Source organism: Desulfomonilaceae bacterium (genome assembly GCA_041662605.1).
Lineage (GTDB): Bacteria > Desulfobacterota > Desulfomonilia > Desulfomonilales > Desulfomonilaceae > CAJBEZ01.
On the sequence record JBAZSD010000006.1, the window covers coordinates 112,973 to 126,388 of the forward strand.

10 protein-coding genes are annotated in these 13,416 nt (G+C 46.0%); 4 read left to right on the plus strand and 6 right to left on the minus strand.

Going from position 1 to position 13,416, the window contains the following annotated elements; genetic code table 11:
* The 3 genes from WC647_07115 to WC647_07125 are packed head-to-tail and all read right to left on the minus strand — an operon-like array spanning position 1 to position 3,643.
* Positions 1-903: a branched-chain amino acid ABC transporter permease gene (locus tag WC647_07115; protein MFA6222068.1), complete on the minus strand. Its 903-nt coding sequence runs from the start codon at positions 901-903 to the stop codon at positions 1-3.
* The gene (locus WC647_07120; protein ID MFA6222069.1) at positions 904-2,859 is read right to left on the minus strand and encodes an AMP-binding protein; all 1,956 of its coding nucleotides are present in this window, start codon (positions 2,857-2,859) and stop codon (positions 904-906) included.
* On the minus strand, positions 2,843-3,643 hold the full coding sequence (locus tag WC647_07125; protein MFA6222070.1) for an ABC transporter ATP-binding protein: 801 nt from the start codon (positions 3,641-3,643) through the stop codon (positions 2,843-2,845). Before WC647_07125 ends, WC647_07120 begins: the two co-directional genes overlap by 17 nt.
* An 844-nt stretch (positions 3,644-4,487) precedes the next feature.
* On the opposite strand from WC647_07125, the gene WC647_07130 reads away from it, so the two are divergent.
* The 3 genes from WC647_07130 to WC647_07140 are packed head-to-tail and all read left to right on the plus strand — an operon-like array spanning position 4,488 to position 8,384.
* Positions 4,488-5,279, plus strand: a complete 792-nt coding sequence (locus WC647_07130; protein MFA6222071.1) for an enoyl-CoA hydratase-related protein — start codon at positions 4,488-4,490, stop codon at positions 5,277-5,279.
* Between the two features lie 14 nt (positions 5,280-5,293).
* A complete protein-coding gene (locus WC647_07135; protein MFA6222072.1) occupies positions 5,294-6,433 on the plus strand; it encodes a pyruvate carboxyltransferase in 1,140 nt (379 codons plus the stop codon).
* A gap of 1 nt (position 6,434) precedes the next feature.
* The gene (locus tag WC647_07140) at positions 6,435-8,384 is read left to right on the plus strand and encodes an acetoacetate--CoA ligase (GenBank protein ID MFA6222073.1); all 1,950 of its coding nucleotides are present in this window, start codon (positions 6,435-6,437) and stop codon (positions 8,382-8,384) included.
* Between the two features lie 177 nt (positions 8,385-8,561).
* Here the strand turns inward: WC647_07140 and WC647_07145 are convergent, their stop codons facing one another.
* The 3 genes from WC647_07145 to WC647_07155 all read right to left on the minus strand — a co-directional run bounded on the left by WC647_07145 (position 8,562) and on the right by WC647_07155 (position 12,269).
* Entirely contained in the window at positions 8,562-10,502 is a 1,941-nt protein-coding gene (locus WC647_07145) for a SpoIIE family protein phosphatase (protein MFA6222074.1), read from the minus strand.
* A 34-nt stretch (positions 10,503-10,536) separates the two neighbouring features.
* Complete coding sequence (locus tag WC647_07150; GenBank protein ID MFA6222075.1) at positions 10,537-10,869, minus strand: STAS domain-containing protein; 333 nt, start codon at positions 10,867-10,869, stop codon at positions 10,537-10,539.
* A gap of 149 nt (positions 10,870-11,018) precedes the next feature.
* Entirely contained in the window at positions 11,019-12,269 is a 1,251-nt protein-coding gene (locus WC647_07155; GenBank protein MFA6222076.1) for a hypothetical protein, read from the minus strand.
* Positions 12,270-12,539: 270 nt separating this feature from the next.
* Here WC647_07155 and WC647_07160 point away from each other — a divergent pair, with 270 nt between their 5' ends.
* Positions 12,540-13,298 (plus strand): sugar phosphate isomerase/epimerase family protein, encoded by a 759-nt coding sequence (locus WC647_07160; GenBank protein MFA6222077.1) that lies wholly within the window; start codon positions 12,540-12,542, stop codon positions 13,296-13,298.
* The last annotated feature ends 118 nt before the right edge of the window (positions 13,299-13,416 follow it).

Below are 13,416 nucleotides of genomic sequence, written 5' to 3' on the forward strand. Positions count from 1 at the left end.
TTAAACCCTTTCTATACGTTCCCAGCCCCACAGGCCGTATGGTTTGAATAGGAGAAAAATTACCATGAAAACAAACGGCGCAACCTCTTTGGACCCTGGGACAAAAGCCTCCCCATACCCGCCTGCGAGATTTTGTAAAATACCTATCGTTATCCCGCCTACGATGGCGCCGGGCACAGAGTTCAATCCACCCAGGACTACCGCCGGTAAAACCAATAACCCAAGACTGCTCACTGAATAGTTCAGACCGTTAATGTTTCCAAGAAGTGTCCCACCAACACCTGCGGCCATGAATGCTATCGCCCACGCGAGAGCGTAAACGAATTTTGCGCTTACACCAAGTGATAGAGCCGCCATTTCATCATCTGCGCAGGCCTGCATGGATAGGCCCCAACGAGTGTATTTAAAGAAACATATAAAAACCACCATGAGAATCATTGCAGCGATAAAACTCCACAGGTAAACCGCTCCTACGGTAATACCTCCGACTACAATGGGTTCTATGGAAAAAATTCTGGGCAGAAAGACCTGGGTATCAGTGTCCCAAATCATGAAAACCAATCCCTTGAAAAAGAAAGAAAGCCCAACTGTTACCATAATTACGGCCAGCACCGGCTCGCCTATCATTTTCCTGAGAAAAACCCGCTCAGTTAATAACCCTAGAATCAGCCCGATGATGATAGTGCCGAACAAGGCCAGCACGAATGCGTAATTTACCGGCATTATGGTTACCAACTTCTGATAAAAGGACAGACAAACATAGCCCCCGATCATGGTCAACTCACCCATGGCAAGGTTTAAGACTCCGGAACATTTGTAAATGAGCACCCAGCCTAGTGAGACTAGTGCAAAGATCGATCCGAGCATCACTCCGGTAACTATTAGTTGAAGAAAGAGTTCCATTTATTTGCCGCCTCCTTCCTTAACACTCTGAACTCGAATGTCGGCTTTGATCTTAGCGACCCTGCCATCCTCATAATTTATGGTAGTATCCATGTGCATCATTTCATTGTCAGTGTACATGGTGTCTATAATTTCTTTGTACCGGTTCTCGACAAAAGCTCGACGAATTTTCCTGGTTCGAGTCAACTCGTCGTCATCAGCGTCAAATTCTTTGTACAGATTCGCGAACCTGTGAATCTTGGCAGCTTCCGGGATAGATTTGTTAACGTCTCCAATGGCTCTCATTATGAGATCGTAAACTTGCGGAATCTGCGATAACTCAGTGTAGCTCGTGTAGTTTATCCCATGATCCTCAGTCCACTTTCCGACAGTGTTGTAATCGATACATATTATTCCAGTTACATATGGCCGCTTATTGCCGACAATTAGGGCCTCTCTGATGTAAGGACTGAATTTTAGCCGGGCCTCAAGAAATTGGGGCGAGAACTTACGACCATCATTAAGGATCATTATGTCTTTGGATCTGTCGAAGACCACCAGGTGCCCATCATCATCAATGAATCCAGTGTCCCCCGAGTAAAGCCAGCCATCTATTAGGGCCTTTGTTGTCTCATCGGGCGACTTGTAGTAGCCCACAAAAACTGAAGGGCTTTTCGACAGGATTTCGTCGTTTTCGCCTATTTTGATCTCAGTTTCCGGTATGGGCGTGCCCACCGTGTCGAACTTGATGTCACCATCACGATGGACCACTGAAATGCCCGCTATTTCCGTTTGACCGTAAATTTGCTTAAGGTTGACTCCAATTGCGTGGAAAAAACGAAAATGATCAGGCCCCATGGCTGCTCCACCCGTATAGGCGTGTCGCACATGACTTAACCCAAGTTGATCTCTTACCTTGGAAAACATGGTCCATTCCGCCAGCATCCACAAAATCTTCCAGTAAAATGGCACAGGTTTCTTTTCAAATTTTAATTCCGCGGTGTGGTACCCGATCTTCATTGCAAGGGTATAGAGATTACGTTTTAACCAGGTCGCATCGAGGTGTTTAACCTGAACTGTCCTGGTAAACTGCTCATATAGCCGAGGGGGCGCAAACATCACGTGCGGCCCAATTTCTCTCACGTTGCTCTGGGAGGTCTCAGGCTCTTCAGGGAAGTTGATGGTATAACCGATCTGGAGACCACATGAGATTGACATCATCTGTTCCCCGATCCAGGCAAATGGCAGGTAAGAAACGAAGTCATCCTCAGGACCGCACGGATCAACCCTCATAAGGTTCTGACCCATTTTGAGCATGTTGTAATGAGTAAGGAGAGCGCCTTTTGGCAGAGACGTGGTTCCAGATGTGTAAAACAAAAGAGAAATGTCGTCGCCTGTTCCTTTGGAAACCAGGTTTTCAAAAAGATCAGGCTCCTTGGCCATACGCTCCCTGCCGAGCCTCATCACTTCTTCAAGGCTAATCAGCATAGGATCGTCATAATGACGCATGCCCTTCGGATCATCCCAAATAATCTTTTTTAGTTTCGGGCATTGATCACGAATCGCCAGAGCCTTGTCAACTTCTTCCTGACCTTCAGCCACATAGAATTTGGAGTCTGAATGATCAACAATGTACTTGACCTCATCCATCAAGCAATCCTGAAACAACCAAACCCCGACACCGCCACCACACATTGCGGCCATTTCGGTCCATAGAGCTTCAGGCCTGTTGTCACCAATCATTATGACCTTATCTCCAAATTCAAGACCAAGAGATACCAGACCAAGGGTTATTTGTTTCACATTTTCAAGATACTGACTCCAGGTGACAGGGAGCCATACCCCATACTCCTTCTCCCGCATGGCGACTTTTGCGTCTCCAAACTTTTTTGCCTGCGTTACAAAAAGCTTGGGTAGAGTAAGGTCTTTTGTAATTTCTATTTCACTCTTGAAACCCCGTTCATCTGCGGCTGACATACAGATCCTCCACCTCGCCGAGATAGGCTTTAATAACTTCTGGGTTTTCCTGGATTTGCGCTGGAGTTCCTTCCGCTATTTTGACCCCAAAATTCAAGGCCATGACACGATCCGACAAATCCATGACCACTCCCATATCATGCTCTACCAAAATGCACGTAATGTTCCACCGTTTGTCTTCGTTTATATCAATGATAAAACGAGCCATGTCTTCCACTTCCTCAAGATTCAAACCAGCTAGTGGCTCGTCCAATAGAATTAGTTCAGGTTTTACGGCTAGTGCCCTTGCCAGTTCTATCCTCTTCTGAAGACCATACGGAAGCATTCCGGTAACCTCGTTTCGGACCGCCTCGATCTCCAAAAGATCTATTATTTCTTCTTCAATGAATTTTCTGGTTTTGATTTCCTCGCGAGAAGTTTTTCCCCAATACAGGCATGAACTCAAAATACCGGACTTTAAATGCAAGTGTCGTCCTAAACGTATGTTGTCAAGAACCGTCATACCTCCAAACAACTCTATCTTTTGAAAGGTTCTTGATAAACCCATTGACGCCCGGCGATGCGGCGAGAATTTACTTATGTCAGCTCCCTTAAAGAAAAGTTGACCTTTTTTGGGGTGATAAAGGCCATTGACGCAGTTCATCATGCACGTCTTGCCGGCTCCGTTAGGGCCTATGATCGAAAAAATCTCTCCCTTCCGGACCTCAAAACTGACGTTGGTTAGCGCTGCCACCCCATGGAACGATAGAAAGATGTTCTTCGCCTCAAGTATGACTTCCGACATTCAATATCCCCTTTGTGAATCGCGTAAAAAAATTGAGCGCCCTTGCGACGAAACAAGTTATTTCCAGTAGCTTAGATCTAGGCAAACCTATAAATCCCAGCCGATCAGCCGACTGAATTACCTACCTGAAAGCGAGACGATAAGGCTACCAAAAATAGCTGTTACGATCAACCTATTGTTGATTCGACTACTCGACGCGACTTTTATCAGCCAAAAACCTGTCTTGAATCAAAGAGACCTGAAAGAGTGGTTTTCCACGGCTCTGAAACGGACCTATGTTCATATCATTAATGATACGCGGATGACGAACCTTTAACGGTTTAGAATCCGAAGTATTCAAATCAGAGGCCACACCACTTACTTGTTCGACGCTGTACGATCGTAGCGTGCAGCGATTAGAAATGTTCATATGATTAGATTGTAGATTAAATCGATGTGTCATTACTTGACTGATCATGAATAATCAGGGGTTGAAATGTCAAGACCAAAAATGGTATAGCAGAAATGTTTTTGATTTCATCCTGAATTATCTCCTAAATAAAGTAGTCTTATTTTTCGATTGGATCGGGTCTTCCAAGCAATTTTCTTTTTTTGAAATTGAACGAAACGGGATTGGAAAATTCAAAGTGTTTGCCTCAACGTTGCATCCCACTTTTTTCACCATAATGAACTCTGAAAATATTTTAGCCTGGCAATCCCAGTTAGCGCATAGTGTGAACTTTGACCATCCAACCACAGACATAACAAGTTGTTTTCCCGCGTCATAGGCTATGAGGCCTGAGCGAAAGTCTATGAGAATAAAACTGTAAGTCCCTTTATTTACTTCTTGATGGAGGAAAAACATATGAGTGAAGAGAGCGCCCTCTTGAAAGAGTCTCGGGACGGCGTGCTAATTTTGAAAATAAACCGCCCCAACGCGTTAAACTGTTTCAATATGCCTCTCCTTGAGTCTTTTCAAACCACAGTAAACCAGATCGCGTTTGACCAATCAGTCAAAGTGGTTGTGATTACGGGCTCTACCGAAGGGAAGAACGCCTTCAGCACCGGGGCGGATTTGAAGGAACGCGCCGGGATGACCCAAGATCAGGTCAGGTTTTATATCCGAACTATTCGAGATTTATTTACATCTGTGGAAGAACTTCCCAAACCCGTACTCGCTGCCGTAAACGGGTACGCCTTTGGCGGAGGCCTGGAACTTGCGTTGGCCTGCGATATAAGGATAGCATCCAACAACGCTGTTGTGGGACTTACTGAAACATCACTGGCCGTCATCCCCGGCGCTGGGGGCACTCAACGCTTGCCGCGAATCGTCGGGATGGCTCGAGCAAAAGATATGATTTTTAGAGCAAGAAGAATTACTGCTCAGCAGGGCCTAGAGTATGGGCTATTTCTGGAGGTGGTAGAACCTTCAGATCTACTTACCAGGTCTATGGAGATCGCGTCTGAGATAGCTCAAAACGGTCCGATAGCGCTGGCGCAGGCCAAATACGCTATCAATAAAGGAACAGAAGTAAGTCTTCCAATAGGTCTTGCTATAGAATCAAACGCATACGCCGTCACCATTCCAACTAAAGATCGTGTAGAAGGTCTAACCGCCTTCAGAGAGAAACGAAAACCAGTATACAAGGGAGAATAGACGGAGGACCACGAATGAGCGCTCACCAACTCAATTATCCAAAAAAAGTTCAGATCAATGACATCACAGTTCGTGACGGTTTCCAACATGAAGAAATCTGGATTCCTACGGAAGCAAAGCTGTTTTATCTTGAGGAACTGATTCTTTGTGGAATCAAGCACTTGGAAGTAACTAACCTGGGGAACCCTCGGTCAATGCCGCAGTTCAAGGACGCTGAGGAATTGCTCAAGAGCCTCAGAGGTTCTAAGAAGCTCTCCAGGGCTGGGGTGAATTGGGACGACATATCGCTAACTGCCATCACAATCAGGGAAAAGGCGGTTGATCGGGCCATAGCCGCTAAAAAGGAAGGATGGGGACCTGACCGTATTCTAATGATGGTTTCCACCGACGAAGAACACCATTTTGCAAACTCTGGAACAACTCTCCCTGCATATTGGGATGAAGCCAAGAGGTGTATTGAGAAAGCAAAAGATGTCGGCATCAAGATGAACGGCACGGTTTCGACAATATGGGGATCCCCTATTTCGGGACCCACCAGACTGGAAGACGCTGTAGAGTTTACCAAAAGATGGTTGGAAATCGGAGCCTACGATATAGAGCATGCCGACCATGACGGAAGCGCTCCTCCAAATCAGGTCTACAAGTATTATTCGATGATCCTGGAAGCTATACCTGATCGAAAGCTTCACATTGCGCATTTTCATGTTACCCGAGGATGGGGGACCGCCAACTGTCTGGCGGCTTTACAGGCAGGCGTGGAGATCTTTGAAGCGACCCTCGGAGGACTGGGAGGCCAACCTGCAAACTTTCTTGATCGTGTCCCAGTATCGGGAACTGGATCATATTATTACAGGGACCCAAACGTGGTTGGTTTGCAGTGCATCGAAGACATGACGGTCATGATGGATGAAATGGGAATTGAAACAGGGATTGACGTAGAGAGATTGTTGGATCTTGGAACCATGATGGAGAAAACCATCGGAAGAAGACTAAGATCGGAATCCATTCTGAATCGTAGGATCCCCAAAGAACCTCGTCCGGAATACAAAAGAAAGGGCCTTTCTGAATTAAAAAAGAAATTTGGAGAAGCTCCTGATCAAAAAATACCATCATCCTGGCCGGAACAATCCATTTACAAATCTCGGGAGGACTGACATGAAGCCTCTGTGGACTCCATCGGCAGAAAAGATACAGGATTCGAACCTGATGAGCTTTATCAATAGGGTAAACGAAAAATATACCCTTACAATTTCCAATTACCATGAACTTTACCAATGGTCTGTTGACTGCCGTGAGAGCTTTTGGGAAACAGTTTGGGAGTTTGGGAAAATAATCTCGTCACAGCCTTATCAGGAGATCCTCAAGGACACGCCTGAAATGATTGGGGCCAAATGGTTCCTTGGAGCAAAGCTCAATTTTGCCGAAAATCTTCTTAGGTTTAGGGATGATAACGTCGCCCTGGTATTTAAGGGTGAAGGACAGCCCATCCGTAAAATGACTTACGCCGAACTGTATGAGGCCGTGGCTAGAACGGCCGCCTCACTCAGGGCCGCCGGAGTTACTGTAGGTGATCGGGTAGCGGGCTACGTGCCTAACATGAGCGAAACCATCATAGCAATGTTGGCCACTACCAGCATCGGAGCAATTTGGTCGTCATGCTCCCCTGATTTCGGGATAAAGGGTGTTCTGGATCGCTTCGGACAAATCGAACCGAAAATTCTCTTCACCGCTAATGGTTATTTTTACAACGGTAAGAGTCACGATTGTCTGGAAAAGATCGCCGGTATTATCAGCAAACTTCCCAGCATCCAGAAAGTTGTTGTCATTCCCTATACTCAGGAGAGTCCTGATTTGAGCATGGTCCCCAAAGCAATCCTTTTCGGGGATTTCATGTCCAAAGAAAAAGGGCTAAACATCGCATTCGAGCAACTTCCTTTTGACCACCCCCTTTACATAATGTATTCGTCCGGGACCACCGGCTTGCCCAAGTGTATGGTTCATGGAGCAGGCGGAACGTTGATTCAGCATCTCAAGGAGCTTCTCCTTCATTGCGATCTGAAGCGAGAAGACAACATTTATTATTTCACTACGTGCGGTTGGATGATGTGGAACTGGCTAGTGAGCGGGCTTGCGGTAGGCGCCACAATCATTCTTTTTGACGGTTCACCTTTCTATCCTGATCCGGGCGTAATCTTCAAACTCGCTGAAGAAGAGAAAATGACAATTCTCGGAACAAGCGCGAGATATATTTCAGGTATTGAAAAAGCCGGTCTGAAACCGGGAGAGAAATATGACCTGTCTGCGCTTAGGCTGATGTGCTCAACAGGTTCTCCTCTGGCAGAGGAAAGTTTCAGGTATGTTTATCGAGACATCAAGGAAGACATTGATCTGGCCTCCATATCAGGTGGCACTGATATAATATCGTGTTTCGCTCTGGGCTGCCCAATTCTGCCGGTATATGAAGGAGAGTTGCAATGTCGCGGACTCGGTATGAAGATCCAGGCTTTTGATGGTTACGGCAAACCGGTATTGGGCCGCCAGGGCGAATTGGTTTGTACGGCTTCATTCCCATCGATGCCCATCTATTTCTGGAACGATCCGGATTTAAAAAAATATCGGGCCGCCTATTTTTCTGTTTTTCCAAATGTTTGGCATCATGGAGATTATGTTGAGGTCACTTCTCACGGCGGTGTCAAGATATATGGTCGATCCGACGCTACTCTTAATCCTTCGGGAGTTCGGATAGGAACCGCCGAAATATACAGGCAAGTAGAGTCAATGGAAGAAATCGCGGACAGTATTGTGGTGGGTCAGGATTGGGATAACGACGTTCGAGTTCTCCTATTCGTGAAGCCTTCCGCCGGCGTGGTTTTGGATGACGCTCTCAAACAGAAAATAAAAAAGACAATTAGAGAAAACACTACCCCACGTCACGTGCCCGCGCTCATTTTGCCCTTGGACGACATACCTGTCACTCTTAACGGTAAGAAGGTGGAGTTGGCGGTGAGGAACATGATCGAGGGAAAGCCAGTCACCAACAAGGACGCTCTGGCCAACCCCCAAGCTCTGGATCAATTCCTGAATATTCCGGAACTCAAAAGCTAGCAAGCAACCCCTCTCTTGACCTCTCAACAGAGCCTGTGGTCGATTGTTCATCACAGGCTCTATATTTAATTGTGTCGTTTGATCCCGCTTAGTCAGAGCCGTGTCGACGAATCCAATCGCAAGATCAATCAATGCGCAAGAGACTGGGAAAACCGCTAAAACGATTGTCCCGGGATGTCAGGTTCCTGGGGTGTATGTTAAAACCAAGATTGTGATGTCGTCCGACTGCGGGACCCCATCGCAAAACTTTTCTATTTCAAAAAGAACTTTTTCCGTAATGCCTTTGGAATCAATTTCGCCGATCTGATTCACAGTTCGAATTAGTCTTTCTTCGGAAAAGACTTCGTTGCATAAATCAAAAGCCTCGGTCACCCCATCGGTGTATATAAGCAGGCGTTCCTGGGATTTGAGACTAATAGCGCCGATTCTGAAATTACCCGGTTCCACTATACCAAGAATTGGCCCGCCGATGGCTTCGAGAAATTCAGCTTCTCGGTTGCTTGCCCAAATGACGGGCGAATTATGGCCGGCACTGGCATAAACCATTTCTCCAGTCTTCAAATTCAAAACACCTATGAACACTGTCACAAACATGCAGGAATCGTTATTCTTTACCAGGAGAGAGTTTATTTTCTCCAAAGCTTTGTCGATAGACGTCTCCAGTCCAACCGACGCCTCGATGAGATACTTTGTCACTGCCATAAAAAGAGCGGCAGGGGTCCCTTTCCCCGACACGTCTCCGACCGAGACACACAGATGATCAGAATCCAGAAGAAAGAAATCGAAAAAGTCTCCACCGACCTCTTTGGCAGGATGCATTATCGCATATATATCGAAATCTTTTCTTTCTGGAAACGCCGGAAAGCTTGAAGGGAGCATGCTTCTCTGAATATCCGCCGCTATTCTAAGCTCACTTTCAATCCTTTCCTTTTTCACGGTTGCCTGAGTCAGATACTCCATGTAGGTTTTAAGCGAGTTAGCCATGGCAATGAATGACCGCGCAAGCCGGCCAACTTCGTCAGTACGATCTTTTTCTACAAAATCGACATCAAATTTTCCTTCCCCGATTTTAGCTGTGACTGAGGCCATCCGTTTCAGAGGGGCCGTAATGGAACGGGATACGATAAAGCTTGCGGTAAAGAGCAGTAGGATTCCCGCTACTCCTACGAGGAATAATATCCTTTCAAGCATATACGTCTGGGCGAACAACTCGTCCTTTGGAACTACCACCCCCAATCTCCATCCAAAAGTGGGTAGACTGGAGAACGCAAGAAATGAGTCCTTGCCGTTCAGACTGGGTCCAGCGTCATAAAACCCGACCCTGTGATTCAACATCTCTTCGCCGACGGCTGCAAGTCTCGCGTCATTTCGACGTTGAGCAAGGCTGAGAATGGTTTCACGCATAATTAAGTCTTTTTCAGGCCAGACAATTAATTCACCTTTGTTCGATATCAGGAAGGCATAACCGGTTTTTTCGAATTTGATCTGTGAAACCATCTCGGTCAAATGATCCAAAGAAACATCCGCTGTAATAACGCCCTTTACCTCTCCCTTTTCGTTACTGGAGCGCATTTTAAAAAAAGGGGACGAGTAGGTGATCATAAGTGTTTGTCCACCACCTTCATCGAAGTAAGGGTCGCTCCACAATGGTGATTCAGTCTCAACCGGTTTCTTGAACCAGTCCTTCTCAAAATAGTCGTAAGAATCAGCGAGTTGCAAAAAGGTTATTCCGTCTGATCCTTTGTAGTAGTAAGGAGCATACGCTTTGATCCGGGAATCAAATTCGAATGGAGCGAAAGATATGGTAGACCCAAAAATGTCAGTGTTATTTTTAACAATGCTAATCAATAGATGATTGATGGAACTCTGATCCCAGGTTCCTGATTCAAGTGCATAACCAAGGTTCTTTGTCGACGTGGCTACACGCGACAATTCATTATCAAGGGTCTCTGCTTTCGCTGTGGCCGTTCGCCTCGCTTCGGTTTCAGCGCCTGATCGAGCAAATGAACGAGACAAAATTCCCGTAATACTTAAAACAAGCGATAGTACCAAACTTGTTGATAGCAACACTACAGCGGTTACCTTTGCGTTTATGCTCGAACGAAACCAATGAAGCATCTATAAAATTCTTTCCGGGATTTGCCCGCAGACCTTAAATCCGCTCCAGAGCATCTTCGACTGTATCGACTGTCGGAACGATTTCAGCAAATTTGCTTATTTCAAACACCTTTTTGACAAGACCCTTTAATTGGCAGCAAACCACCTGACCATTTGCGTTTTTTGTCTTCTGAGCTATGATCAAAGTTGACCGCAAACCAGCGCTGCTAAGATATTCCAGATCTGAAAAATCCAGAATTATTCTAGCCATCCCCCGTTCAATCAGGTTTTCCAGCTCATCCTGAAATGCAGGAGCAGTCAAAGTGTCCAATCTTCCGCTTATACACACGATCGATTTTTCATCGTGTTGGAGTATCTTGACGTCCATTTTATTCTCCTATCGCTAAATGCACAGAAGTCGTTGTTTTGGCTTCCCTGTATGGTAAATATGGATTCTCACTGCATGGTCACGACTATGGGGAAAGGTAAAACTGGTGATCAGAATGTAAGTTTAATTCTTAGGGAGCAACCGTGACGCTAGGTTCGAAAAAACTTGGAGCGCATAACTCCGAGTAGATCAATCATTCCTTTGATTTTTTTTTCAAAAATGTGGACGAACTGTATTAGGAAAGGCAATGGGTCATCCCAGGCAAACCATGCGGCTTCTTTGACTCCTCTGAGAGATCTGAGCCATTCCCCGATGGTGAGGGTATTCTCACGATAATAAGTGTAGGACGAGCGAAAATCTCGGTCCTCAACAATCCATTTTCGACCATCAGATTCAATGTCTTGAGGAATTCTCTGCCCTGTCCTGTCCAGATACATGGCCCGAACTATGTCCAGCCCTTCTCTACACACAAACAGCCTGAAACTAGCCCCAATTCTGGCGTTTACATCCAGAATTTTGTAAAGACCATCCCTCGGGTCAAACCGAAAATCCATATCAACAGGGCCCTTATATCCTATTTCCCGCAAGAATTTTATCGAAGTTGATTTCACGACCTCATTTGTTGAGCACTCAGCCAGCGAGGCGTAACCAGTACGAACCGGGGCCTGACGCGTCTTTTTTCCAGTAAACGCCAGGAGACATTCCGAATGATCATCGAAATAACCATTGAATATCCAGTCCTGAGTTCCTTTTCCATAGATGTATTCTTGCAGAATCACGTGAGGGCATTCTTGCTGTTGAAAGATTTCACACTGTCGGATCAATTCTTCGGGGGAGTTTATTATTGCCATTCGGTCTGAGGGTCTGGTTTCAACATCGGTCCACTCACTAGCCTTGAAAAGTAACGGGAATCTAGCGTCTTTAGCGAATTCCTCAACCTCTGTTTTCGTCTTGGGAGCAACCGCTTTGGCCGTTGGCACTCCGTGCTTTTCAGCCATGACTTGCATTTCCCATTTGTTGCTAAGAACTGGAACTAGCGCAGGGTCCATTTCAGGCAGAATGAAAAATTCTCTAAAAGTCTCGTAATTTTTAGCGACCAGGCATGCAAACACATCAACTGTGATCAACGGCACTGAGCGCCCGATTTTCCTTGCTACGCCTAGGACAAAGTCGACTACCTCCTCGTCTGGAGTGTTGGCGTCGATTTCGTGGAAAAACCAATCACTAAAATATCGGGAATGAGTCGATGGGATTCGTCGGGAACCACCTATACCATAGACGGGAACCCCAAGACGCCCCAAGCTTCTCACAGCCCCCAAACCAATATGTGAATCTTCAACACATTTAAGAATAAGAGCGGGAGTCGAAAAATCCAAGCCCTTGAAAATTGAGTGTTTCATCCTCATCTTTAGACCAGATCTTTCCCGATTTAATTAATGTAGAATGGCTTTAACTCTACTCCATGGACAGGAATTTTTCAACCTATGCGCTGTCGGAGGTCTTGCGTCCACACGAAAAAAGATGACCTAACACAGGGTCGAAGTTCGCTAGCAAGCATCGTCCTCAGGATGTTACAATAACCACAGCGGTATTTTCCAGAAATTGGCTCTTTCAATACGGTAACTGTTTTTGGAATCACAAACATGGGTTCGTCCAGATAATGGCCCATAATGAAAAAGGTGGAATGGACAATGCTGTTCGGCGCTCCAATAAAGTCTCCGGATGACATAACCCGACTCAGGAGGATGGGATTCGATTTCGGTGAAATAGCCATGGCAAGCGCTCAGGCCCGACGTATGTGGTTGGAATCAGGGGTCGTTAACGGGAGCGCGGGGAAATTCTTTCTTACAGCGCACGGACCACTGGAACACGCCCCCAATGACGCGAAAAATCTCTGGAATCGGTATATTCCCAGGCTTGTAGCAACAATCGACATCCTTAACAGAATGTGCGTCAATTCGTTGAACATTCACCTTGTAGTAGACAAACGAGTTGTCAGTAGCATTGTTCTCGGGGAAAAGATTAGGGCGTTAAGACAACTGGTGGAATACGGCAAGAGGAATTCTGTCGCCATTAATCTGGAAAACCTTACAGAAACAGCCGATGACCTCGATCTGGTACTGAATGCAGCGCCGGACCTCGGGATTACCTTGGATGTTGGGCATGCGAACCTCCACGGATTAGAGAACATTTCAATTTCCATTATAGATCGATTAGGGCAGTTGATTCGTCACGTTCATCTACATGACAACCGTGGAGGCACAGGTCAGCACGATGACCTTCACCTACCTATTGGTCATGGAAGGGTCGAGTTCAAACCTATAATTACGTCACTGTGCGACATGGGCTATCGTGGAACAATGACGTTTGAGGTTAAGCCTGAGTATCAGGAGGCTGGGAGGATTCGTATCCAGAACTTGGTCACATAAATGTGAAGGAACAGACACACTCTATCTGGGATGACAACCAGACTTCAGCGCCAACGACAAATGTGTTCGTAAAGCTTTCTTGCGAGTAGGAAAAGAAAAACCGCCGAGCTACCGGCGG